The sequence below is a fragment of the Rhizobium sp. G21 genome, from assembly GCF_014158035.1.
Taxonomy (GTDB): Bacteria; Pseudomonadota; Alphaproteobacteria; order Rhizobiales; family Rhizobiaceae; genus Rhizobium_E.
Map to the genome: position 1 here is coordinate 899,894 of NZ_JACFXW010000001.1, position 24,803 is coordinate 924,696.

Genomic DNA, 24,803 nt, shown 5'->3' on the forward strand with positions numbered 1-24,803 from the left:
CGAAATCGCTGGGCCGGGGTCCGCGTGGAGCCCAAGAAAACAGTCATGCGGATCCTGGATGTATCTGATCGAGACCTACATCTTCGGGCGAGTGTTTCGGATGTTCCTGTCCGCGCTTGCGCCCGTTCTGGCCATCATCTGGGCCACACAGGTGCTGGGACGCATCAATCTGGTCACCGACAGCGGCCAGTCGATCGGCTCCTTCGCCCTGCTCGCCTCCTATATCCTGCCCAACATCATCCCGGTGGTGTTGCCTTTCGCCGTGATCATCGCGGTCGCGCAGACCTTCCACGCGATGAACAATGATTCGGAACTGCCGGTTCTCGACGCCGCCGGCATGCCGCGACGCTATCTCTATCGACCGGTGCTGGTGCTGACGTCGCTTCTCTGCCTCGTCTCCTTCTCGATCGACAATTTCGTCGAACCGGTCACGCGACTCGGTATGCGCAAGACGATCGCCGCCACCTATGCGGACCTGCTGTCGTCGGTCATCGAAGAAAAGGCCTTTCGCAAGATCGACGACGGTCTCTATGTGCAGATCTCCGAACGCGTAAAGGGCCGCGTGCTGCGCGGGCTGTTCGTGGCGGACTCGCGCGATCCCCGTTACGAGATGCTCTATTACGCGCGCGAAGGCGCGGTCGATCCCAAAGGCGGCACGCTGATCATGAAGGACGGCGAGATCCACCGGAAAGCGCCGACCGGAAGCGTCTCGATCATCCATTTCGATTCCTATTCCTTCGATCTGTCCGACCTGTCGGAATCCAAGGGCGAGGCCAAGCTGCGGGCTGCGGATCGCGATCTGCCCTACCTGCTGAACCCCGACGTCGACGACGCCGACTACAAGGACGATCCTCTGAGCTATCGCGCCGAGCTGCATCGCCGGCTGACGGACTGGTTCTACCCGGTCACCTTCGCGCTGATGGCGCTGGCGCTGGCGGGCAGCGCCCATTCTCATCGCGAGCGCAAGGTGCATCCGCTGCTGCCGGCGCTTGTCTTCGCCTTCGCATTTCGATGGGGCGCCTTCTATTTCGCCAACCGGATCGAAAACGGCGCTGAGCCCTGGCAGCTCTATGCGTTCGCCGGCTCGATCACCGTCATCCTGATTCTGGTGATCATGCGTTCCGGCCGCCGGCTCGGACGCCGCGGCTCGTTGATCGACGGATGCGAAACGGTCATGCGCAAACATTTCCGCCGCGGCGGCGCGGAGGGAACATCGGCATGACCAACGGCACCCTGTTCCGCTATTTCCTGAAGCGGCATCTGGCCACGATCATGTGGTTCCTGCTCGGCATCGCCGCCCTCGTCTTCCTGCTGGATTTCGTGGAGAATTCCGGCCTCAGGGGAGCGTTCCCGGCTTCACGCTCATCGACGCGCTTTTCCTCACCTTGATCCGCGTGCCCTCCATCCTGCAGCAGACCATCCCCTTCGTAATGCTGCTCGCCGGCATGACGACGCTGGTCGCGCTCAATCGCCGGCAGGAAATGGTCGTCACCCGCGCGGCTGGCGTCTCCGTCTGGCAGTTCATGACGCCCTTCATCACGGGCGCCTTGATCACCGGGCTCCTGGCGATCTTCGCGCTCAATCCGATCGCGGCGGCCGGCATGCGCATGGCGGAAGACATCGAATCGGCCGCCAAGGCCGCCAAGCATCTCAACCGCAAGACCCAGATCATTCCCTGGCTGCGGCAAATCACGGCGGACGACGACGTGATCATCGGCGCGGTGACGGTGGAGGAGCGCGGCACGCTGCTCCTCGACCCGGTCTTCATCCACTTCGGCGCCGATCGGCGAATCGTGCTTCGACAAGACGCCGCGAGCGCAAGATTGAAAGATGGTTACTGGCTGCTTAACAAGGTTTCGGAAACCCGGCCGGGGCAAATACCGGTTGTTCTCGAAACGGCGCGGGTCAATACCAATTTGAAACAGGAATTCATCCAGCAGCGCATGGCGCGTCCGGAAACCGTTAGTTTTCTTGGGCTTCCGCGCCAAATCGAGGCAGCGAAATCCTTCGGCGTCTCAACCAATGCGCTAGAAACGCAGTTTCATTCGCTGCTTTCCTTGCCTTTCCTCATGGTGGCGATGACGCTCATTTCGGCAACAGTTTCATTGAAATTCTCTAGGTTTAACCAAAGCCAGAGCATGATTTTCGGTGGCGTGATGGCAGGCTTCGTGCTTTATGTCGTCTCCGTGCTTGTGAAGGCGTTTGGAAGCAGCGGCGTCGTGCCGCCTTTCGTGGCGGCCTGGGTGCCCGTGGTCGTCGCGCTGTTTCTTGGAACAACGCTTTTGATGCATCAGGAGGATGGTTAGTGGCGGCAGTCGACCGCAAGGTTATGCGTTGGTTTGGAGCGGCCCTCCTGTCCGGGGTAGCGAGCCTGTGCTTTGGCTTGCCCACGGCGGCCCCCGCCTATGCGCAATCGTCGGAAGAGGACAAGAAGCCTCTTCTCTTGACCGCGAATCAGCTCATCTACGACCGCGACCAGAACAAGGTGATCGCCGTCGGCGGCGTGCAGATCGATTACGGCGGCTATAAGCTGGTCGCCAAGCGCGTCGAATATAACCAGCAGACCAAGCGCGTGATGGCGATCGGCGACATCGAAATGATCGAGCCGACCGGAAACCGCGTCTATGCCGACAATCTCGACGTCACCGACGACTTCGCCAACGGCTTCATCGATACGATTCGCATCGAAACGACCGACGACACGCGCCTTGTGGCGCGCAAGGGACGGCGCATAAACGCAGACGAACTAGTGCTGGAAAAGGGCGTCTACACGGCCTGCCAGCCCTGTAAGGATCATCCCGAGAAGCCGCCTCTCTGGCAGGTCAAGGCCGAACGCGTCATCCAGAACGGCAAGACGCATACGGTGCGGCTTGAAAACGCCCGCTTCGAGCTGTTCGGCAAGCCGATCGCCTGGGCGCCGGTGCTCGAACTTCCCGACCCCACGGTGAAGCGGAAATCCGGCTTCCTGTTCCCGCGGATGAGCACGTCGCAGAATCTCGGCTTCGGCATGTCCATCCCGTATTACCAGACGATCACGCCGCATATGGATGCGACGCTGACGGTGACGGGCTATACCGCGCAGGGCGCGCTGCTCGACGCCGAAATCCGCAACCAGTTCAAGCTCGGCCTGCACACGCTGCATATCGCCGGCATCGACCAGATGAATAAAAGCCGGTTCACCGACGGCACGAGCGATGCGCAGGAAAAGACGCGCCTGGCGGTGTCTTCCAAGGCCGATTTCAGAATCAATCCGCGCTGGGCTTTCGGGTGGGACGCCCTGATCCAGTCGGACAACAACTTCGCCCGCACCTATTCCCTGTTCGACGCGGACGAGAACACCCATACCAACCAGGTCTATCTGTCGGGCCTCGGACGCCGCAACTCATTCGACATGCGCGCCTTCTATTTCGATGTTCAGGACGCCGATCCGGACAGCAAGGATGAGAAGAAGCAGGCGGTCGTGCACCCCGTGCTCGACTACACCTATATCCATCCAGAGCCGATATTGGGCGGGCAGCTGTCGACGACCGTCAACCTCCAGAGCCTCAGCCGCACGAACACCGACCGCGTGCGCTGGCTCGACGGCGTGGACGTGGCGGATCGGTACCAGGGCGTGGCGGGCACGTCGAACCGCTTCACCAGCGAAACCGAATGGAAGCGCACCTTCGTCATTCCAGGGGGCCTGCTGCTGACGCCGCTCCTGGCGGCGCGCGGCGACGGATTCTATCTCGACACGAACAATGTTCCTTCGAGCTATCCCGGCAATTATTACGACGGATCCGATGCGGGCCGCTCCATGCTGACGGCCGGCCTTGAAGCCCGCTATCCAATTCTGGCCACCACCGCGAACGCCAGCCATGTGTTCGAACCCATCGCACAGGTCTATGCGCGCCCGGACGAGCGTCTTGCGGGACGCCTTCCGAACGAAGATTCGCAGAGCTTCGTCTTCGACGCCGCCAACCTTTTCGAGCGCGACAAATTTTCCGGCTATGACCGTGTCGAAGGCGGCACGCGCGCCAATTACGGCCTTCGCTACACGGGAACGTTCGACAGCGGCTATGTGTTCCGCGGCATCGTCGGACAATCGTATCAGTTGGCCGGAAAAAATTCTTTCGCGACCGACGATCTGGTCAACGCGGGGGCGAATTCCGGTCTGGAGACGCGCGCATCCGATCTCGTCGGCGCCATCGGCGTCGAAGCGCCCATGGGCGTGACGGCGTCCTTCGGCGGTCGTTTCGATCAGAAGGGCCTCGAGATCCAGCGCACGGACTCCACCCTCGGCTACAACAGCAAGAAGCTGCAGACGGAGCTGACATACACCCAGATCGCCGCACAGCCGAAATACGGATATCCGACCGAGGGGCAGGAAATCCAGTCGACCACCGCCGTGAAGCTCAAGGATTTCTGGTCCGTCTATGGATCGGCCACCTGGGATCTCAAGGCGAATGTGATCAGCCGCAACACCTTCGGCTTCTCGTATGACGACAGCTGCACGGTGTTCGAGATCGGCTTCAGCCAGACCCGAGATCCGCAGGACAAGACGGCGAACGACTGGTCGATCGGCGCGCGGCTCAGCTTCCGGACGCTGGGCGACATCAATGTCGGCGATTCCAACGCTCCGAAGTTCAATTGACATTGTTTTGCCTCATGGAATGTGCAATTTCATCCTCCCGCAGGAATTGCCGCGAAAGCATGTGGCTCGAGAGGTGGAGGATGATGATGACGTTGACGCGTTTTCGTTCGCTGGTCGCGGGCGCCGTGATTTTCAGCCTGTCGGCCGCTTTGGCGCCCGAACCGGCAATGGCCGCGGGCGACGGCGTGGCGGCGATCGTCAACGCCACGGTGATCACGGACGCGGATGTCGCCAAGCGCGCCGCATTTCTCCGTCTTCGTCGCGCCCCGGGCGCCGGCACGAAAAGCGCCCGTGAAGAGCTGGTCAACGAGGCGCTGATGCGCGCCGAGATCATTCGCGTCGGCGCCTCGGTGAGCACCGACGACGTCGACGCCGCGTTTGCTCGCTTCGCCAACTCCAACAAGATGTCCGTTGCGCAGTTGACGCAGATCCTGAGCAAGGCGGGCGTGACTGCGGAACATTTCAAGTCCTATATCGGCATCCAGATGAGCTGGCCGCGCGCGGTCAACTCCCGCTACGGCGCCAATGGCCAGATGAGCGCGCAGGAGTTCATCGGCCGACTGCAAAAGGACAACGGCAAGAAGCCGGTCACCAACGAGTATATCCTGCAGCAGGTCATTTTCGTGATACCGGCCTCCAAGAAAGGCAAGATCACCGGCAAGCGCAAGTCCGAGGCGGAAGCCTCGCGCAAGCAGTATCCCGGCTGCGAAGGCGGCAAGGCGTTTGCGGCGACCATGCATGACGTCTCGATCCGCGACATCGGCCGGGTGCTCGAGCCGCAACTGCCGGCGGCGTGGAAGGAAGACCTGCTCAAGGCTTCGGTCGGCGGCACCACGCGGACGCAGGTCACCGATCGCGGCGTCGAGTATATCGCGGTCTGCAAGAAGCGGCAGGTCTCGGACGACTTCGCCGCGCAGGTGGTCTATCAGGCCGAGGATCTCGAAAAGGCAGAGAAGCAGGGCAAAGACCCCAACAGCGTAAAATATCTCGACGAGCTTCGCAAGCGCGCGCAGATCGAGCTGCGCTGACATGATCCGAGCGGGAGCGCCTCTTCTCGCCCTGACGCAGGGCGATCCCGCCGGCATAGGCCCCGATATCGCGCTCGCCGCCTGGAGCCAGCGCCGGAGCGTCGGACTCTCGCCTTTCATCTATATCGGCGATCCCGACGTGCTTACGGCGCGCGCGGCGCTTCTAGGAATGGATGCTCCCCTTCGCGAATGTGACGTCGAGGACGCGTCTTCTCTTTTGACGAAGCCTTGCCGGTGCTGCCGATCGCCGCCGGCTGCGACGTGGCGGCGGGAAGACCGGATAGCCGCAGCGCTTCCGGCACGATCGGCGCTATCGAGGCAGCGGTCGAATTGACGCTTGCCGGCCGCACATCCGCCGTCGTCACCTGCCCGATCGCCAAGTCTGTGCTCTACGACGCCGGCTTCGCCTTTCCGGGCCATACCGAGTTCCTCGCCGATCTCGCGTCCAAAGCGCTGGGCGATCCCGTCACGCCGGTGATGATGATCGCCGGCCCGGAACTGCGCACCGTGCCGGTCACCATTCATATTCCGCTGAAAGACGTGCCGGCGGCGCTGACCGAGGAACTGGTCTACGAGACCGCCCGCATCACCGCCCGCGACCTGACCATCCGGTTCGGCCTCTCCTCCCCGCGGCTCGCGTTGTCCGGCCTCAACCCGCATGCGGGCGAAGACGGCGCGCTGGGCGCTGAGGACGCCGCCATCATCGCCCCGGCGGTTACCCGTCTCAGGGCTGAGGGCATCGACGTCGTCGGCCCCCTGCCGGCCGACACGATGTTTCACAAGGCGGCGCGCGACGCCTATGACGTGGCGATCTGCATGTATCACGATCAGGCGCTGATTCCGGCCAAGGCGCTCGGCTTCGACGACGGCGTCAATGTGACGCTCGGCCTGCCCTTCATTCGCACCTCGCCCGATCACGGCACCGCCTTCTCGCTCGCCGGAACAGGGAAGGCGCGGGCGTCGAGCCTGATCGCCGCTCTGAAGGTGGCTGCCGACATGGCCCGAAAAGGACTTGACGATGGCAGCGCTTGACGGATTGCCGCCGCTGCGCGAGGTGATCGCGCGCCACGGCCTCGACGCCAAGAAGGCGCTCGGCCAGAACTTCCTGCTCGATCTCAACATCACCCAGAAGGTCGCCCGCGCCGCCGGCAAGCTCGACGACGCCGTGGTGGTGGAAATCGGCCCCGGCCCCGGCGGCCTCACCCGGGCGCTGCTGGCGCTCGGCGCCCGCAAGGTCGTGGCCGTGGAGCGCGACGAACGTTGCCTGCCGGCGCTCGCCGAAATCGCCGCGCACTATCCCGGCCGATTGACCGTGGTGTCGGGCGACGCGCTCGAAACCGATATCGCCCAGTTTGCGGAAGACGGCCTCGTGCTGAAGGTCGTGGCGAATCTTCCCTACAATATCGGCACGCAATTGCTGGTGAACTGGCTGACGGCGGGCTGGCCGCCGGTCTGGACGTCGCTGACGCTGATGTTCCAGAAGGAAGTCGGCGAGCGCATCGTGGCGGGCCCGGATGACGATCACTACGGCCGCCTCGGCGTGCTCTGCGGCTGGCTGACCTATTGCGAGATGATGTTCGACCTGCCGCCGCAGGTCTTCTCGCCCCCGCCCAAGGTCACCTCGACCGTGGTGCATCTGGAGCCGCGCAAGAAGACAATCCCGTGCGAACTCGCCAAGCTCGAACGTGTCACGGCCGCCGCCTTCGGCCAGCGCCGCAAGATGCTGCGCCAGAGCCTCAAGCCGCTCGGCGGCGAGGCGCTGCTGCAGAAAGCCGGCATCGACGCCTCGCGCCGCGCCGAGACCCTGAGCGTCGAAGAATTCTGCGCCATCGCCAATCTGCTGTAGAAGAGGCATGGCGGAAGAAGTCGCTGCTGCTGTAACACCGTCTTGTCTGATGGGTTTGAAAAAGGCGATGCCCGCCAGCCGCCCGCAGAACATCATGCATTTCGGGGTGTAGGCTTCAGGCTTCCTACGGTCGTCAGTCTGCCATTGACAGCCGACAGGGTTCTGCGCACAATCGCAATCAGGTTGATACAGCCTGCTGCTTGCGCCCCTGCCGGGTATGGTGAATGTATCGAGCCGCTGATGGCTCCCTTTGCCCGAACGAACGGGTCAGCAATGCAAGCCCCTGACGCTCTCCGTTCGTTTCAGCAAAGGATATATCATGCGCGATTTCCGCGACGCAAAGCTATGGCGAAAACACTCCGTGAAGCGCTTCAGAACAGATCTGTCGCCTTAACAAACAGCGAGAGCCAGGAGCTTGTTGCTCGAATTCTTGGCCTTAGAGACTGGAACGTGCTGGCCGCAAGGATTCAGGCGACCCGGTTGCCTGCTCCTTCGGCGCAGGCGAACATGCCAAATGCCGATAGGACACGCATTCCTGTCGTTCCCCTGCGGGACATGGTGCTCTTTCCACATATGATCTCGCGGATTTTCGTGGCGCGCGAACAAACCCGCAAAGCTGTAGAACAGGCGCTTTCCGGTGATCGACGCGTCGTTGTTGTCACTCAGAGACGCGGCGCCGAAGATCGCCCCAACACTCTCGAAGCGCTCTATTCCACGGGCGTGATCGCAAACCTGGTCGATCGCCAGACACAGGTGGATGGCGCGCTCAAGGTTACTGTCTGCGGACTTCAGCGAACAAACATTGTTCGCCTGACCGATGGTGAGCACCTGGCGGCGGATGTTGCGCCTGTAGAAGAGTTGGAAGCCCAGTCGACCGACGCGACGGCTCTGTCGAGTGCGGTTCTCGACGCCTACCAGACTTATGCGGATGTCGATTTTTCAGCGCTCCCGCACGCATCCAAGGTCCGCCTCGGCCTGCCTTCGATCGGCGATCCCAGTCTGTTGGCCGACACCGTCGCGCCCTTGCTCTCGACCAGCCTCGAGGAGAAGCAGAAATTGCTGGAAACCCGTGACGTCACGGCGCGTCTCAGAAGCCTGATCGAACTGATGAGCGCTGGCCGACCCAAAGCTGTCGCATAAATCTCAAGGCAATCGACGCGACGCCGTCGCTGTCTCGCAATACAGCACCTGCCGCAGAACGCTCCAACGAAGGGCTCGGTTTCGAGAAAGCGATTTGCGGCAGCAACGTTTTGCCGTTCCAGCGCGCGTCGGGCATCGCGGCCCCCGGTATCATTCCACCAATGTCTGCACGAAGTCGAAGAGACCGTGGCGGCGGTCGCGGCGGAGCCGCTCGGCTTCCACGATCGCCTTCACCGAGGTGAAAGCGCGGTTGAGGTCGTCATTGACCACCACATAGTCATATTCGCGCCAATGAGCGATTTCGGCGCGGGCATTGGCGAGGCGGGTGGCGATCACCTCGGCGCTGTCTTCGGCGCGGCGGTTGAGGCGGCTCTGCAGTTCATCCATGGTCGGCGGCAGGATGAAGATAGAGACGACGTCGGCCGGCACTTTTTCCTGCAATTGCTGCGCACCCTGCCAGTCGATATCGAACAGCATGTCGCGGCCCTCGGCCATGGCGTTTTCGGCGGCCTCGCGCGGCGTGCCGTAGAAATTGCCATGCACTTCGGCCCATTCCAGCAAGGAGTCGCTCTGCTTGAGCCGCTCGAATTCCTTGTGGCTGATGAAATGGTAATGCACGCCCTCGATCTCGGAGGGGCGACGCTGGCGCGTGGTGACGCTCACCGACATCGACATGGTCGGATCGGCTTCCAGCACATTGCGGGCGATGGTCGATTTACCGGCGCCGGAAGGAGAGGAGATCGCGAGCATCAAACCGCGTCGCGCAATATTGACGACCGTGCCGGCAGTCTTGACCATCTATCACTCCAGATTCTGGACTTGTTCGCGGAATTGATCGATCACGACTTTCAGTTCGATGCCTGCCGCCGTGACCGCCGCGCTGTTGGATTTAGAACAGATCGTGTTCGATTCGCGATTGAATTCTTGGGCGATGAAATCGAGCTTACGCCCTACCGGCCCACCCCTGGCGAGAAGATCGCGGGCGGCGGCGACATGCGCCTTGAGACGATCGATTTCCTCGCGCACATCGGCCTTGGTCGCCATCAGCGCGACTTCGGCGTAGAGCCTGTCGCGGTCGAAGCCTTGCGGGCTGTCGAGGAGAGCTGCGATCTGGTTTTCCAGACGGGCGCGGATCTGGTCCGGACTGCGCGACGGATCGAGTTCGACGACGGTCGCCAGTCGTTCGATGACGTCGACCTGGCCGCCGAGCACGCCTCCGAGCGCCGCGCCCTCGCGTTCGCGCATGGCCTTCATCGAGGCCGATGCCTTATCCAGTCCCTCGAACACCGCCCGGTCCAGCGCATCTTTTGCGCCGTCATCCTCGTCTTCTTCTTTAAAGTCGACCACGCCGCGGATCGACAGAAGCGTGTCGAGCCTCAAGGGAGCAGGATCGATGCGATCGCCGAGGCGCTCGCGAAGCGTCATCACGGCGTCGAGAGCGGCGTCATTGATGACGGCTTCGACCTTGCCGACCCCGGCCTGCAAAGACAGCGACGCCTGTATATTGCCGCGGGCGAAAACCTGCCCGAGCCGGCGGCGCGCCTCCGCCTCCAGCCGATCGAGGCCGGGCGGCAGCCGCAGGCGGATATCCAGCCCCTTGCCATTGACCGAGCGCAATTCCCACGCCCACTGGTAACGACCGATCTGTCCATCCAACCGGGCGAAACCGGTCATGGATTGCAATGTCATGATTTCAAGCCCCGCCCCGCTTAGTTGGCGTCCTGCGCCGCCCCTGCCTCTGCATCCGTCTCGCCGCCCGCCGCCTTTTGCTTGGCGGCTTCCGCCTCGATCTGGCGCCAGCGACGCACATTGCCGTTGTGCTCGTCCAGCGTCTTGGCGAAGGCGTGACCGCCGCTGCCGTCCGCGACGAAGTAGAAATAATCGGTCTTCGAGGGGTTGGCGACCGCTTCGAGCGCGGCCCGGCCGGGATTGGCGATCGGCGTCGGCGGCAGGCCCTTGATCACATAGGTGTTGTAGGGCGTTTCCTTGGTCTTGTCGGACTGGGTGATCGGCTTGTCGACCGGTTTGCCGTCACCGCCGTAGATGCCGTAAATGATGGTCGGATCCGACTGCAGCCGCATATTCTTGCGGATGCGGTTGAGGAAGACCGAGGCGACCTGAGGCCGTTCGTCCGGCTTGCCCGTTTCCTTCTCGACGATGGATGCGAGAACGACCAGATCTTCCTTGCTCTCGATCGGCAAATCGCTGTCGCGATGATTCCAGACCTGTTCGATGAGCTTGGACTGGCTGGCCTTCATCTGTTCGACGATGGCCTTGCGATCGCTGCCGCGGGTAAATTTGTAGGTGTCGGGCCTCAGGCTTCCTTCCGGCGGCAGATCGACAGGCAGTTCGCCTTCGAGCACGGGATCGGCGGCGAGACGCTTGAAGATCTGCTTGACCGTCAGGCCTTCCGGAAAGGTGATCGAATACTGGATCGATTTGCCGGAGCGGAACAGCTCCATCACCTCTTCCATCGAGGCACCGGACTTGATCTCGTATTCGCCGTGGCGCATGGCCTCGCCAGCGCCGAGGAAACTCGTGACGCTCGAGAAGATCCGCGCCTGCGAAATGATGTTGCGGCGCTCGAGCGCGCTGGCGATCTCCTTCACGCCCGCGCCTTCGCGCACCAGAAAGGTCGTGTTGGTTTCGAGCGGTCCCGGAGCCTGATACTCGTGGAAGGCATAGTAGACCAGGGCGACCGCGCCGACGGTCGCCAAGGTGATCATGCTCATGACGAAATTCAGGAAGATCACCAGTTGGCTGCGCGCCTCGCGCGAGCGCTTCGGCGGCGACGGCACCTTTTCGGGCCTCAGAGCCTCGTTGGCCGACTGAGGTATGAAACGCCCGCCTGCCTCGCCATTGTCCTGGCGGCCAAACTGACCATTGGTTGTCTGGTTGGGTTCGGTCACCTGAAGTCCTCGAAAACTGATTCACGACGCAGAACCGGCTTTTCCTAAAGCGGCATTGCGGCAGAAACAGGAAAGTCATGCGGCGGCCCCGCGCAAGCGGAGCCGCTAGGGCCTCAGGCCGCGTAGCGCTTCAACACCAGCGAGGCGTTGGTGCCGCCGAAGCCGAAGGAGTTGGACAGCGCCACGTCGATCTTGCGCTTGCGCGCGGTCTTCGGCACCAGATCCACCTGCGTCTCCACCTCGGGATTGTCGAGGTTCAGCGTCGGCGGCGCGATATTGTCGCGGATCGCCAGCGTCGCGAAGATCGCCTCGATCGCGCCGGCGGCGCCGAGCAGATGGCCGGTGGCCGACTTGGTCGACGACATCGACACTTTGGCCGCGTGTTCGCCCAGCAGTCGCTCGACGGCGCCGAGTTCGATCGTGTCGGCCATCGTCGAGGTGCCGTGAGCGTTGATATAGTCGATGTCGGAGGGCTCGAGGCCTGCGCGCTTCAGCGCCATACGCATGCAACGCTCGGCGCCTTCGCCGTTTTCCGACGGGGCCGTGATGTGATAGGCGTCGCCGGAAAGGCCGTAGCCGACGACTTCGGCATAGATCTTGGCGCCGCGCGCCAGCGCGTGTTCCAGTTCTTCCAGAACGACGATGCCCGCGCCCTCGCCCATGACGAAGCCGTCGCGGTCCTTGTCATAGGGGCGTGATGCGCGCTGGGGCTCGTCGTTATAGGCGGTCGACAGCGCCTTGCAGGCGGCGAAGCCGGCGAGCGAAATGCGGCTGACGGGCGATTCCGTGCCGCCGGCCACCATCACGTCCGCATCGCCGAACCCGATGAGACGGGCGGCGTCGCCGATGGCGTGCGCGCCGGTCGAGCAGGCGGTGACGACCGAATGGTTCGGGCCGCGCAGCTTGTGGCGGATCGACACCTGGCCGGAGACCAGATTGATCAGGCGACCGGGAATGAAGAAGGGAGAGACCCGGCGCGGACCCTTGTCGCGCAGCGTATAGCCGGCCTCGACGATGCCTTCGACGCCGCCGATGCCTGAGCCGATCAGGACGCCGGTCTGGATCTGGTCTTCGTCGGTCTCGGGCTTCCAGCCCGCATCGGCCAGCGCCATGTCGGCGGCTGCCATGCCGTAGACGATGAACGCATCGACCTTGCGCTGTTCCTTCGGCTCCATCCACTCGTCGGGATTATACGCGCCGTCCTTGTAGTCGCCGAGCGGAATCCGGCAGGCGATCTTGGCCGGCAGATCCTCGACTTCGAATTCAGTGACCTTGCGCGCGCCGTTCTTGCCTGCGAGCAGGTTCGCCCAGGTGGCGTCGACGCCACAGCCGAGCGGGGTCACCATGCCGAGACCCGTAATCACGACACGTCTCATGGTTTGCCCTCCACCCTATGCGTTTTATCATTAGACAATAGAAAAAACGCTTGCCGTGCGGCCAAAACCGCGACGGCAAGCGCTCAACTCGATAAGGCTTAAGCCTGAGCCTTTTCGATGAACTTCACGGCGTCGCCGACCGTGAGGATCGAATCGGCGGCGTCGTCAGGGATTTCCACGCCGAATTCTTCTTCGAAGGCCATGACGAGTTCGACGGTGTCGAGCGAGTCGGCGCCCAGGTCGTCGATGAAGCTGGCGGCTTCGGTGACCTTTTCGGCTTCGACGCCGAGATGGTCAATCACAATTTTCTTCACGCGTTCAGCGATATCGCTCATGTCGGATTCCTCGACCTTCGTTCATGTCGTGCGCCGTTATGACGCCGTTAACCATTTTTAAACCGCGCGCCCTTGTCGGGTCTTTAGCGGTTCCGTTCAGCCGTTCGCGTCCAAATCCGGTCTAAACCGATTTTATCGCGAACCTGGCAGACAAGGACTGCACTCAGTCTCTTGCGGCTTAACACGGTTTAATTCCCGCGCAAAGCCAGAAAATGAGCCGCCCGCGCCTGTTCAACACCCAATATCAAGGGCTTGCGACAAGGCCTGCGACTCATCCCCGTTCTCAGATCATCGCCATGCCGCCATTGACGTGAATGGTCTGGCCGGTGACGTAGGACGCCTCGGAAGACGCCAGGAAAACCACGGCGGCGGCGATTTCCGCGCCCTTGCCCATGCGCTTCATCGGGATCTTAGCGGAGATGACGTCCTGCTGCTTTTCATTGAGCTTTTCGGTCATGGCGCTTTCGATGAAGCCGGGCGAAATGCAATTGGCGGTGATGTTGCGGCTGGCGACTTCGGCGGCGAAGGACTTGGTGAAGCCTTCCATGCCCGCCTTGGACGCGCAGTAATTGGCCTGACCCGGATTGCCGGTCGTTCCCACCACCGAGCTGATGTTGATGACGCGGCCGTAGCGGCGCTTCAGCATCGGGCTGGTGAGTTCGCGTGTCAGCGTGAAGGCGGCGGTGAGGTTGACGGCGATCACCGCGTCCCAGTCGTCGTCGCTCATGCGCATCATCAAGCCGTCGCGGGTGATGCCGGCATTGTTGACGAGGATGTCGACGCCGCCGAGGCCGGCCTCGACTTCGGCCGCGAAGGGCTTGATCGAGGCGCGGTCGCTGAGATTGGCCGTGAAGATATGGGCGCGGTCGCCGAGCTCGGCGGCCAGCGCCTCGAGCTTTTCGCGGCGGGTGCCGTGCAGGCCGACGATGGCGCCCTGGGCGTAGAGCGCGCGGGCGATTTCCTCGCCGATGCCGCCCGAAGCGCCGGTCACCAACGCCTTGCGGCCGGAAAGATCGAACATGAGACTTCCTCTCTTCTGTTGGCGCCGGATCAGCCGTTGAGGGCCGAAAGCGCGGCTGATGATGTCCTGCGGGCCGTTGACGGCCACGCCTGTCACGGTCTTGTCGATGCGGCGCGCGAGCCCGGTCAGCACCTTGCCCGCGCCGATTTCATAAAGCGTGGTCACGCCGTTGGTGGCAAACCACTCCACCGTCTCGCGCCAGCGCACCTGGCCGGTCACCTGCTTGACGAGGAGCGAGGCGATCTCGGCGGGATCGGTCACCGGGGCGACCGCGACATTGGCGATCACCGGAACGACCGGGCTGTTGATCGTGACCTTGGACAGCGCCTCCGCCATCGCATCGGCGGCAGGCGCCATCAGCGACGAATGGAACGGCGCCGACACCGGCAAGAGAATGGCGCGCTTGGCGCCCTTTGCCGTGGCGAGCGCGCAGGCGCGATCGACCGCGCCCTTCTCTCCCGAGATCACCAATTGTCCGCCGCCATTGTCATTGGCGATCTGGCAACCACCGTCAGCCTCAGAGGCTTCAGCGCAGACGGCTTCGACATCCGTCTGTTCCAGCCCGATGATGGCGGCCATGGCGCCCTTGCCGGAGGGAACCGCGGCCTGCATGGCGTTGCCGCGAATGCGGAGCAGTCGTGCGGCGTCGCCGATCGAGAAAGCGCCGGCGGCGGCAAGCGCCGAATATTCGCCGAGCGAATGGCCGGCGACATAAGCGATCTTGCTCTCGAGATCGAGGCCGCGGGCTTCGAGCACGCGGATGGCGGCGAGCGACACGGCCATGAGCGCCGGCTGGGCATTGGCCGTCAGCGTCAGCCTGTCTTCGGGGCCGTCCCACATCGTGGTGGTCAGCTTTTCGCCGAGCGCTTCGTCGACCTCATCGAACACGGCGCGGGCTTCAGGGAAAGCCTCGGCGAGGTCCTTGCCCATGCCGACGGCCTGGCTGCCCTGGCCAGGAAAGGTGAATGCGACCGCCATTGGGTGTCTCCCTTTATGGTTTTTGTCTTCCAATTCACACAATGTTGCAGCCTGTCAAGCTTCGCGCTCCGAGATAATCAGGCTTTTCCCGCCATATTCTCCCGTTCCGCCATCTTGCGGCGCAATAAAATCGGCCTACATTTCGCCCGATTTTCACATCGGAGCCATTTCCCATGAAATTCCATTCTCTCGGCCGGACCGGCATTTCCGTGTCAGAAATCTGCCTGGGCACCATGACCTGGGGCGGCGACCAGAACGACCAGGCCGACGGTTTCGAACAGATGGACCATGCGGTCGAGGCCGGCGTCAACTTCTTCGACACCGCCGAACTCTACCCGGTCACGCCGCTGTCGGCGGAAACGCAAGGCGCGACCGAATCCATCATCGGCGAATGGATGAAGGCGCGAGGCAATCGCGACAAGATCGTCGTGGCGACCAAGATTTCCGGCCCGGGCCGCAGCTATATCCGCGGCGGCGCGCCGATCAACCGCAAGGAGATCGAGGATGCGCTGGAGCAGTCGCTGAAGCGCCTCAGGACCGATTACATCGATCTCTACCAGCTGCACTGGCCCAATCGCGGTCACTATCATTTCCGCCAGATCTGGAACTACCATCCGGAGAAGCAGCCGCCCAAGGCCGAAATCCTCGACAATATGCTCGAATGCCTGGAAACGCTGGATGAAGCGGTGAAGGCCGGCAAGGTCCGCGCCGTCGGCCTCTCCAACGAAACCGCCTGGGGCACGATGCAGTTCCTCGACCTCGCCGAAAAGCATGGGCTGCCGCGCATGGCTTCGGTACAGAACGAATATAACCTGCTCTATCGCGCCCATGATTTCGACTATGCCGAACTCACCCATCACGAACAGGTCGGGCTCCTCTCCTACTCGCCTCTGGCCGCCGGTCTGCTCAGCGGAAAATATCTCAACGGCCAAAAGCCCGAAGGCAGTCGCGCCGCCATCAACGGCGATCTCGGCGGCCGCTTCCAGCCGCTGCAGGAGCCGGCGGTTGCGGCCTATGTCGACGTCGCCCGCCGGTATGGGCTCGACCCGTCGGCCATGGCGCTGGCCTGGTGCCTGACGCGGCCTTTCATGACTTCGGTGATCATCGGCGCGACGACGATGGAGCAGCTGAAGATCAATCTCTCTGCTGCCGATCTGGCGCTTTCCCCGAAATTCAGCAGGAAATTGCCGGCGTGATCAGGCGATATCCGATGCCTATTTGAGAGAAGCCTGATTTTCGGGACAATCGTAACGATCGGGTAAACCCGATCTTCACTCATGTTCCGCTAGGATACAGATGAGCTTTTCATCTGGAGCCTGCGGCATGAGAAATTTACCAACGCTCGATGTCCTTCGGGCGTTTTTCCACGATATAAGAGGCAATGTGGCTCTGGTTGCAGCCCTGGCGATGCCGGTCGTTCTCGGAGGCGTCGGCGCGGCGATAGACTACGGCATGGCGTCGGATCAACGGCAGCTGATGCAGTCGTCGCTCGATGCGGGCGTGCTGGCGGCCGTGCGCGAAACCACCGATGCGTCGCGCCGCAGCATCATCGAAAAATACATGTCGGCCAATTTTCTCGGCGCGACGCTGGCGCCGGACGGCAAGCCGCGCCAGCTCGAGACGATCGATTACACCACCCAACTTTCGCTCAAGACCAATTCGGACAATTCGCTGACGGCGACGTTCACCCGATCCTACAACACCAGCTTCATGGGTCTCTTCGGCTTCAAGACGCTCACGCTCAGGGTGAAATCAACGGCGGCCATGTCGCAATCGGGCCCCTGCATCACCGTGCTCGGCAGTTCGGGACAGGATGTGCTCATCAATTCCGGCGCGAACGTGACCTCGAGCGACTGCAAGATGCATGTGCGGTCGACCGCCAATCCGGCGTTCATCATGAACAGCGGCTCGACGATCAACCTGGCCGAATTCTGCGTCAAGGGCGTCAACTATATCAAGAACGGCGGCACGCTCGCCAATCTCAAGACGGGCTGCGCGGCGCAGACCGATCCCTATGCAAGCGCTTTCACGGAACCGACGGTGCCCTCGACATGCACCACCAGTGGATATTTCAACAGCAATACGGTGACGATGGAGCCGGGCGTCCATTGCGACACGGGCTTCAACGGCAGCCCGACCATCACCTTCAAGCCGGGCCTGCACATCATCAAGGGCCGGATGATCATCAACTCCGGCGCGACGGTGAACGCGACGGGCGTCACCTTCTATTTCCCGGACGTGAGCAGCGAAATCCGCGCCAATGGCGGCCTGACCTTCACCGCCTCTGCGCCCACCAGCGGGACCTATAAAGGCGTGCTGATGTTCGAAAAGACCTCGAACGCCTCCAACAACGCCAACAAGACCCAATATATCTTCAACGGCTCGAACGGCGAAAACCTCGAGGGCATCATCTATCTGCCCAACCGCAACGTGACCTACAACTCCACCACCAATGTCACCGAAAAGATCTCGATGGTCGTCAACCAGATGATCATAAACTCGGCGAACTGGAAGATTTCGGCCTATGGCGGATCCTCCGGCAGCGAGGGGGCGCGGCTTACGGAGTGACGAAAGGCCGTCCGCCTTGTGGCGGCAACGCGGATGCGCGCTCCTCAACCGGCGCGCCTTCCGACCTTTGATCGACCCGACGCACGCCTTCGGCCAGCCAGAGCGCATGCACCGCCGTCCAATCGGGCCGGGTCGCGGCGTCGAAACCGAAGGCATAGCCCATCCCCAGCGTCGGAAAAGCCTGCATGGCGCAGCGATGGGCGCCGGCGCGTAGATAGGCGAGCATCGCGGTGCGGTCGGTCCAGACCGTCAGCGTGTGATGGACGCCGTCGATCTTGCGCGCATCGGCGAAGAGATTGCCTTCCGCGCGCCGCGCCTGCGACATGCTGCGGACGGCGTGGAAGGCGAAGCGCGGAAGACGCCAAACGCTGCGCACCCGCATGCCGGTGATGCTGACATAGGGCATGAACGATCCTTTTCCTCACGGATTGAGAAGCACGAGCGAAACATTCAGAAGCGTGGCGAAGCTGACCCAGGCGAGATAGGGCGCAAACAGCAGCGCCGCGAGGCGATCGCGACGCCAGGTCGTGGCGATGAAGCCGGCGATGGCGGCCCACAGAGCCAGGACGATGGCGACCGATCCCCAACGCCAATGCAGCGTGAACCAGGCCAGCGACCAGGCCCAGTTGAGCGCCATCTGCGCCACCCAGAGCTTCATCTCCGGGCCATGACGATCCTGCATGAACACGCGCCAGCCGGCGATGCCGATCAGGATGTAGAGGATGGTCCAGGCCGGCGCGAAAACCCAAGCGGGCGGATTAAAAGGCGGCTTGTTCAGGTTGGCGTACCAATCGCCGGGTGGATTGGACATTCCGATATAGATCCCCACGCCAAGAACCCCGGCGACGAATGCGATCAGGGTGACGGTGGAACGGGAAGTCTGCGACATTTGCGCCTCCTTGCGGCCCCGCTTCGGGCTCGGTTGTCCTTGTTACGTCTGCGCCGGCCCGTTGGCTCGCTCCTCCGACCAGGCTCGACGCGATGAAACGGCGAAGTAGCCGTCGACGGCCGCCCGCTACAAAGAACAGGCGTCGTTCAGATATTGCTAACCCTGTTCGCTAGATAGTGAGGACGCCAACGCAAAAGCGACGGCTCTCGCTTTCAGGAAGGCAAGCTCGGCGATGGACATCAAACGTTTCGGCCTGGCCTGCCTCGCCGTCCTGGCGCTGGCGGCCGCCATCCGGCTACCGGGTCTGACCCGGGAATCGTTCTGGCTCGACGAAGCCTATAGCGCGCTTTTTCCGCCAAATCACTGTCCGAGCTCTGGGGCGACGCGCCCTCCTATGAAACCCATCCACCTTTCTTCTATTCGCTATTGAAAGCTTGGTCGGCGGTGTTCGGACGGAGCGAGGCCGGGTTGCGCAGCCTCTCGCTCGTCGCCGATCTGGCCGCCATCGGCCTCGTCGCCTGTTCGTCGCGTCTCCTCGACCTGCCCAAACGAGGCGACGCCATCGCCTTGGGGGCGGCGCTGTTGCTGGCCGCGCATGGCGACATGGTCAACAGGGCCGCCGATGCGCGTCCCTATGCGCTGATGACGCTTTTCGTGACTGTGGCGATGTTCGCCAGCCTGCGGCTGATCAAGCGCCTCGGCGATAACCGCGCGGGGCGATCGACGCCGGTCCTGGCCGATCTCGCGCTGCTCTCGGTCGCCGGAGGCCTCATCCTCTGGCTTCACAACACCGGCTTCTTCATCTGCCTCGGTCTGTGGTCCGGTCTCGCCGTCGCCGTCATCATGGTCCGTCCGCCCAATATGTTTGGCAGCCTGGCGGGAATCGTCGCGTCCGGGCTCGGGGCGCTGATCATCTGGTCGCCGGCTCTGCCGATTTTTCTCGAACAGGGCCGCGCGATGGCGGCGATGCCGTTCTGGACGCAGGCAAAAGCCGCCGATGCGTTCGCGGTCTTGCCGCTGATTTCAGGCGGAGGCTTCGCCGTTGCGCCCGTCGTCGTCGGAATGGCGCTCGGCTTCCGGCGGCTATGGGCGATCGACAGGCCGGTGGCGATCTTTGCGGCAACCACGCTCTTTCTGCCGCTTGCTCTCGTCCTGGCCACACATTTCATCGCAAAACCGATCTTCATCGACCGGCTCTTCGCCTGGATGACGCCGGCTTGCCTCGTCGTCGCGGCAATCGGCCTTGCCGATCTGGCGGCGCGACGGCGCGGGCTCGCCATCGCGACCGTGCTGCTCATCGTCCTGAGCAACGCGGCGACGATCCTCGGCGGCAAGCCGGTGAAGGAGCCGTGGCGCGAGATCGTCGCGACGATCGCGCGCGAGAGCCGGCCGGGCGACCGCATCGTCGCCTCGCCCAACGAAGTCTTCGCGCCGTTCGCCTTTTACGCCCCCGGCCAGACAGACCTGCCCCCATCCTCTTTGCGCCGGGGCCGTTTCCAGTGCGGGATGCGGCGCGCCGCTACATCACCAATCTCGGCGCTCCGGCGATCGAGACCTCGGATGCTCCCGCGCTGCAAAAGGCGATTGACGGAGCCGATCGCGTCTGGCTAATCGAGCGTAAAGCCGAGCTCTTCGATCCCGGCGGCGTGGTCAGGCAGGTCGTATCAAAGGGACGCGCCATCGCCTTTTCCGCCCGTAACGGCGACATTGTCGTCGAGCTCCATGTCCGCAACCGGTGAGCACCCGGCCGTTGTCGCGGCCCCGCCGCAGAGTGAGCCCGCAATGACCGTCCGCGCCAGCCTCGTCATCATCCTCGCCGTCACCGTCTGGCGGATCGTCTGGCTCGCCTTCGATCGCACCGACCTGTTTGTCGACGAAGCGCAATACTGGCTGTGGTCGCAGCATCTGGATTTCGGCTATTACTCCAAGCCGCCGATGATCGCCTGGATCATCGCGGCGGTCACGGGCGCGTCCGGTTCGAGCGACATTGTCTGGATCAGGCTGTGCGGCCCGCTCCTGCACGCCGCCAATGCGCTGATGCTGATGGCGGCGGCCCGGCGCGTGACTTCGCCGGAAAACGCCGCCTGGGTGGGCGCGAGCTACATCGCCATCCCCGCCGTCACGCTGTCGGCCTATATGTTCTCCACCGACGTGCCGCTGATCTTCTTCATCGCGCTGACGCTGTGGGCCTATCTCGGCCTCACCGAAAAACGGTCTGTCACGCTCGCGCTCGTCATGGGCCTCGGCGTCGGCTGCGCCTTCCTGTCCAAATATGCGTTGCTGTTCCTGCTGCCGGGCGGCGCGCTGGCGCTTCTGCTCATCCCGCAGGCGCGGATCGCCATCCGCGATTTCGCGATCTCGGTCGTCGTCGCGGCCCTCGTCGCCGCGCCCAATCTTCTCTGGAACCTCACCCATGGCGGCGCGACGGTGAAGCATACGGAAGACATAGCCAGATGGGACCAGATGGCGCTGAAGCCGCTCAAGGCGCTGGAATTCTTCGGCGCGCAATTGGCGGTGATGGGGCCAATCCTGTTTGCGGCGCTGCTTTATGCTGGCTTTCTGGCGATCCGCCGGCGGGCGGAGCCGCATGAACGCATCCTTCTCTGGCTGTCGCTGCCGGTGGTGGGGCTGATCACGTTGCAGGCCTTGATCGCCAAGGCCGAGGCCAATTGGGCGGCCTCCGCCTATGCCGCCGGCGCCATCGTCGCCGTGATGCTGCTCGCCCGGCTCTGGCCGCGCGGGCTGACGCTGTCGCTGGCGCTGACGGGGGCGATTGCGCTGGCCTTCCCGATCCTGCCCGCTTTTCCCGATGCGATCCCCTTCGGTCTCATCAAGCGCAATACCGGCCGTTCCGAGGTGAGCCTGAAGGCCGAAGAACTGGCCCGCGCAGCAGGTCTGTCAATTATCGTCTCCGACAACCGGGACATGCTCGCCGACCTCTTCCATACGCTACGCGACTCGACACTGACGCTGAAGGCGCGCGCACCGGCGGGCTTTCCAGAAAACTATTATGAGCAGACATTCCCCTATCCGCCCCCGGAGAACAGTTATGCCCGCTCCATGGATTTCGACATGGCCGAGCGCGTCCTATTCGTTACCCGGAAACCTTTCATCTGTGAGGTCGCACAGCCGAAACTTCTCGCCGCCTGGACGCCGGACAACGGCTATTATCGCGGGCGAACGATCTACGCCTATGAAACGCAAGTTGGCTGCCTGGAGCCGCGCGGCTGAGGGGTTGCAATCCCCGGCTTTCCGTGTATAAGCCCGCACATCAAACATCTGGTCTTATTGGCTGGTGGCTGTACGGAAGGCCGGTTTCGAGAATGAAACCGCTTGGAGCCAGAGGGTTCCGGCTTCCCGTGTCTCCGCTCTCGACCGTGAACCGTAAAGACGCTTTTCTTGCCCGCGAGGTCCGCCTCGCACCCTGAGATCAGTCGTTGAGGCTTGGCGCCAAACCGGATGGGATTGATGAAACGCAAGAAAGGCAAAGAGTTTCATGGCTCTCTATGAACACATTCTCCTTGCACGTCAGGATCTCGCAGCCCCGCAGGTCGACGCTATCGTCGAAACCTACAAGGGCGTGATCGAAGCCGCTGGCGGCAAAGTTGGTCGCATCGAAAACTGGGGCCTCAAGGGCCTGACCTACCGCATCAAGAAGAACCGCAAGGCCTTCTACGTTCTCATGGACGTTGACGCCCCGGCTGCCGCGATGCAGGAAGTCGAGCGCCAGGAGCGCTACAACGAAGACATCCTCCGCTTCATGACCGTCAAGGTCGAAGCTCACGAGGAAGGCCCCTCCGCCATGATGCAGAAGCGCGACCGCGACGACCGTCCGCGCCGCGAAGATGGCGACCGTCCGTTCCGTCCGCGCCGCGAAGACGGCGACCGTCCGCCGCGTCGTGATGGCGACCGTCCGTTCCGTCCGCGCGAATCCTAAGGAGATCCTGTAATGGCTGACACTTCCTCCGCTCCGGCGCGCCGTCCGTTCCATCGTCGTCGCAAGACCTGCCCGTTCTCGGGCGCCAATGCGCCGCGCATCGATTACAAGGACGTCAAGCTCCTGTCGCGCTACATTTCCGAGCGCGGCAAGATCGTTCCTTCGCGCATCACCGCCGTTTCCCAGAAGAAGCAGCGCGAACTGGCCCAGGCCATCAAGCGCGCCCGCTTCCTCGGCCTGCTGCCCTACGTCGTCGCTTAATCGCGGCTGACTCTGCGGCAAGACTCAGCGTCATCTGACTCTGCGTCATGACTTGAGGGGACGGCGGCTTCGCCCTCCCCTTTCCCTTCCGCGGTGGGCGCGGATCGGAACTTTGAAATCCCATGTTGGGGACCTTGCGGAAACGCCTCCCCTAACTGCGAACCCCTCGGGCGCAGGACAGCGAGAGTTTGATGACGAAAACCATGAACCCGATCCTGATCGGCGTGATCGCCGGATTGGCCGCCGCCGTTCTGATGGCTGCGGGCGGGTATTTCGTCGCGCTTTCGATCATCCTCATCTTCCTGTCGATGGCCGCGATCTTCGCCGCCGGCCTCGGTTTCGGTCTTCTCGCCTGCATCGTCGCGATCGGCACGGCGGCGCTCGCCAACGCCGTTCTTCTGTCTTCCCCGCTCGCTTTCCTGATGACCGCGGCTCCGCTGGTTCCCGCAGCGGTGATGAGCCATCTCGCCAACATGTCTCGCCCCGCGAGCGAGATCGGCGGCCCCGATACCGCCACCGCATGGTATCCGCTTTCGGACGTGCTGTTCGCGGGCGCCGTGCTGACGGCGATCGCCTCGGTCTACACTACGCTTGCCTCGCCGCATATCGAGGCGCTCTATGCTGCGCTCGCCGACGCCATGCAGCAGATGATGGCGGATATGAGCGGCGCCGGCGCCCAGATGGACACGCTGCCCCGCGACCAAATGATCGCCTTGATCCGGGTGATCTGGCCCTTCGCCCAGGCGATGCAGATGATGATCGCGCTGTTCGCCGGCTTCTATTTCGCGATGCGCTTCCTCTCCGCCGCCGGCCGCAACCTCCGCCCGCGCGAGGACATGGCGACCAGCCTGCGCATGAACCGGGTGGCCATCGTCGTCTTGATCGCCGGCCTGGCGGCGATGTTCGTCGGCGGCAAGATCGGCATGATCGGCGCGAGCCTGGTCGGCGCCTGCGCCGGCGGTTTCCTGCTCGCCGGTTTCGCGGTGATCCACGCCTATCTGCGCGGCAAGAGCTGGGGCTTTCCCGGCCTCGTGCTGGTCTATCTGCTGACTTTTTCTTCCTGCCCGTGATCGGCTTCCTGCTGGTCATCGCCGGCGGGCTCGCCAATCCGCGTCGCGCCATCCCGCTGACGCAGAACAAACCCGCAAACGACGCCAACACCTAACTCTGAAAGGACAAGACAATGGAAGTCATTCTTCTCGAACGCGTCAACAAACTCGGCCAGATGGGCGAAACCGTGAAGGTTCGCGACGGCTACGCCCGCAACTTCCTGCTGCCGATGGGCAAGGCGCTGCGCGCCAACGCCGGCAACAAGGCTCGCTTCGAATCCGAGCGCGCCACGCTCGAAGCCCGTAACCTCGAGCGCCGTTCGGAAGCGCAGAAGGTCGCCGACCAGCTCGAAGGCAAGTCCTTCATCGTGGTTCGCTCCGCCGGCGAAACTGGCCAGCTCTACGGCTCGGTCGCTGCGCGCGACATCGTCGACGTGCTCGCCGCCGAAGGCTTCAACATCGGCCGCAACCAGGTCGACCTGAATACCCCGATCAAGGCCATCGGCCTGCACAAGGTTGTTCTGCACCTGCATGCGGAAGTCGAGATCGAGATCGAGCTCAACGTCGCCCGCTCGGCCGATGAAGCCGGTCGCCAGGCCAAGGGTGAAGACCTCACCTCCGCCGAAGCCATCTACGGCGTCGACGAAGACGCGCTGCGTCCGGAAGACTTCTTCGATCCGAATTCCGTCGAGGAAGACGACGAAATCTGATCCGGCCATTTGGAAACTTTCCAGACACGCCTCAAAGACAACGCCTCTGGTGAAAACCGGAGGCGTTTCTCTTTGAAATTTACCATAAATGCCGCTTATTTCATCGCCAGCCGGAGCCTGCTT

Annotated in this window: 21 protein-coding genes and 4 pseudogenes; 16 read left to right on the plus strand and 9 right to left on the minus strand. The window is 62.8% G+C overall.

Translation table 11 applies throughout. The features are described 5' to 3' along the window. Positions 1-58: 58 nt before the first annotated feature. From H2O14_RS04570 to H2O14_RS04600, 7 genes and pseudogenes are all read left to right on the plus strand, one after another. Complete coding sequence (locus H2O14_RS04570; RefSeq protein WP_182826695.1) at positions 59-1,222, plus strand: LptF/LptG family permease; 1,164 nt, start codon at positions 59-61, stop codon at positions 1,220-1,222. After that, positions 1,219-2,306: pseudogene (gene lptG, locus H2O14_RS04575) on the plus strand (LPS export ABC transporter permease LptG). The gene H2O14_RS04570 and the pseudogene lptG overlap by 4 nt, the downstream one beginning before the upstream one ends. Continuing rightward, on the plus strand, positions 2,306-4,633 hold the full coding sequence (locus tag H2O14_RS04580; protein WP_409526901.1) for an LPS-assembly protein LptD: 2,328 nt from the start codon (positions 2,306-2,308) through the stop codon (positions 4,631-4,633). Before lptG ends, H2O14_RS04580 begins: the two are co-directional and overlap by 1 nt. Positions 4,634-4,716: 83 nt before the next feature. After that, the gene (locus H2O14_RS04585) at positions 4,717-5,661 is read left to right on the plus strand and encodes a peptidylprolyl isomerase (RefSeq protein WP_409526902.1); all 945 of its coding nucleotides are present in this window, start codon (positions 4,717-4,719) and stop codon (positions 5,659-5,661) included. A gap of 1 nt (position 5,662) precedes the next feature. After that, positions 5,663-6,693 (plus strand): annotated as a pseudogene (gene pdxA, locus H2O14_RS04590) (4-hydroxythreonine-4-phosphate dehydrogenase PdxA). Further along, the gene (gene rsmA / locus H2O14_RS04595) at positions 6,680-7,507 is read left to right on the plus strand and encodes a 16S rRNA (adenine(1518)-N(6)/adenine(1519)-N(6))-dimethyltransferase RsmA (protein WP_182826697.1); all 828 of its coding nucleotides are present in this window, start codon (positions 6,680-6,682) and stop codon (positions 7,505-7,507) included. The pseudogene pdxA and the gene rsmA overlap by 14 nt, the downstream one beginning before the upstream one ends. A 345-nt stretch (positions 7,508-7,852) precedes the next feature. Then, a complete protein-coding gene (locus H2O14_RS04600) occupies positions 7,853-8,647 on the plus strand; it encodes an LON peptidase substrate-binding domain-containing protein (RefSeq protein WP_246697291.1) in 795 nt (264 codons plus the stop codon). Positions 8,648-8,797: 150 nt separating this feature from the next. On the opposite strand, the gene gmk is transcribed toward H2O14_RS04600, so the two are convergent. The 7 genes and pseudogenes from gmk to fabD form a co-directional block, all read right to left on the minus strand. Further along, complete coding sequence (gene gmk / locus H2O14_RS04605) at positions 8,798-9,445, minus strand: guanylate kinase (RefSeq protein ID WP_182826698.1); 648 nt, start codon at positions 9,443-9,445, stop codon at positions 8,798-8,800. 3 nt (positions 9,446-9,448) lie between these two features. After that, positions 9,449-10,336 carry a YicC/YloC family endoribonuclease gene (locus H2O14_RS04610; RefSeq protein ID WP_182826699.1) on the minus strand — a complete coding sequence of 296 codons (888 nt, stop codon included), beginning with the start codon at positions 10,334-10,336 and terminating at the stop codon, positions 9,449-9,451. 20 nt (positions 10,337-10,356) lie between these two features. Beyond that, complete coding sequence (gene mltG, locus H2O14_RS04615; protein ID WP_182826700.1) at positions 10,357-11,556, minus strand: endolytic transglycosylase MltG; 1,200 nt, start codon at positions 11,554-11,556, stop codon at positions 10,357-10,359. A gap of 113 nt (positions 11,557-11,669) precedes the next feature. Next, the gene (fabF, locus tag H2O14_RS04620; protein ID WP_182826701.1) at positions 11,670-12,932 is read right to left on the minus strand and encodes a beta-ketoacyl-ACP synthase II; all 1,263 of its coding nucleotides are present in this window, start codon (positions 12,930-12,932) and stop codon (positions 11,670-11,672) included. 98 nt (positions 12,933-13,030) lie between these two features. Next, positions 13,031-13,267 carry an acyl carrier protein gene (locus H2O14_RS04625; protein ID WP_137153999.1) on the minus strand — a complete coding sequence of 79 codons (237 nt, stop codon included), beginning with the start codon at positions 13,265-13,267 and terminating at the stop codon, positions 13,031-13,033. A 283-nt stretch (positions 13,268-13,550) separates the two neighbouring features. Continuing rightward, entirely contained in the window at positions 13,551-14,288 is a 738-nt protein-coding gene (gene fabG, locus H2O14_RS04630) for a 3-oxoacyl-[acyl-carrier-protein] reductase (protein ID WP_182826702.1), read from the minus strand. A gap of 29 nt (positions 14,289-14,317) precedes the next feature. Continuing rightward, positions 14,318-15,266: pseudogene (fabD, locus tag H2O14_RS04635) on the minus strand (ACP S-malonyltransferase). 173 nt (positions 15,267-15,439) lie between these two features. On the opposite strand from fabD, the pseudogene H2O14_RS04640 reads away from it, so the two are divergent. Next, positions 15,440-16,488: pseudogene (locus H2O14_RS04640) on the plus strand (aldo/keto reductase). Between the two features lie 101 nt (positions 16,489-16,589). Next, a complete protein-coding gene (locus H2O14_RS04645; RefSeq protein ID WP_182826704.1) occupies positions 16,590-17,834 on the plus strand; it encodes a TadE/TadG family type IV pilus assembly protein in 1,245 nt (414 codons plus the stop codon). Here H2O14_RS04645 and H2O14_RS04650 read toward each other — a convergent pair. After that, positions 17,824-18,240 (minus strand): hypothetical protein, encoded by a 417-nt coding sequence (locus H2O14_RS04650; RefSeq protein WP_182826705.1) that lies wholly within the window; start codon positions 18,238-18,240, stop codon positions 17,824-17,826. The two genes, H2O14_RS04645 and H2O14_RS04650, sit on opposite strands and share 11 nt — an antisense overlap. 15 nt (positions 18,241-18,255) lie before the next feature. Next, on the minus strand, positions 18,256-18,723 hold the full coding sequence (locus tag H2O14_RS04655; RefSeq protein WP_182826706.1) for a TspO/MBR family protein: 468 nt from the start codon (positions 18,721-18,723) through the stop codon (positions 18,256-18,258). A 232-nt stretch (positions 18,724-18,955) separates the two neighbouring features. On the opposite strand from H2O14_RS04655, the gene H2O14_RS04660 reads away from it, so the two are divergent. The 7 genes from H2O14_RS04660 (at position 18,956) to rplI (ending at position 24,680) form a co-directional block, all read left to right on the plus strand. Further along, the gene (locus H2O14_RS04660; RefSeq protein WP_182826707.1) at positions 18,956-19,153 is read left to right on the plus strand and encodes a hypothetical protein; all 198 of its coding nucleotides are present in this window, start codon (positions 18,956-18,958) and stop codon (positions 19,151-19,153) included. Positions 19,154-19,191: 38 nt separating this feature from the next. Continuing rightward, complete coding sequence (locus H2O14_RS04665) at positions 19,192-20,334, plus strand: hypothetical protein (RefSeq protein ID WP_182826708.1); 1,143 nt, start codon at positions 19,192-19,194, stop codon at positions 20,332-20,334. 171 nt (positions 20,335-20,505) lie between these two features. Next, entirely contained in the window at positions 20,506-21,954 is a 1,449-nt protein-coding gene (locus tag H2O14_RS04670) for a glycosyltransferase family 39 protein (RefSeq protein WP_182826709.1), read from the plus strand. A 265-nt stretch (positions 21,955-22,219) separates the two neighbouring features. Beyond that, positions 22,220-22,660: a 30S ribosomal protein S6 gene (rpsF, locus tag H2O14_RS04675; RefSeq protein ID WP_182826710.1), complete on the plus strand. Its 441-nt coding sequence runs from the start codon at positions 22,220-22,222 to the stop codon at positions 22,658-22,660. A gap of 12 nt (positions 22,661-22,672) precedes the next feature. Next, entirely contained in the window at positions 22,673-22,921 is a 249-nt protein-coding gene (gene rpsR / locus H2O14_RS04680) for a 30S ribosomal protein S18 (protein ID WP_137154006.1), read from the plus strand. Between the two features lie 191 nt (positions 22,922-23,112). Further along, positions 23,113-23,991 (plus strand): DUF2232 domain-containing protein, encoded by an 879-nt coding sequence (locus tag H2O14_RS04685; RefSeq protein WP_182826711.1) that lies wholly within the window; start codon positions 23,113-23,115, stop codon positions 23,989-23,991. A 113-nt stretch (positions 23,992-24,104) separates the two neighbouring features. Next, positions 24,105-24,680 (plus strand): 50S ribosomal protein L9, encoded by a 576-nt coding sequence (gene rplI / locus H2O14_RS04690; RefSeq protein ID WP_182826712.1) that lies wholly within the window; start codon positions 24,105-24,107, stop codon positions 24,678-24,680. The last annotated feature ends 123 nt before the right edge of the window (positions 24,681-24,803 follow it).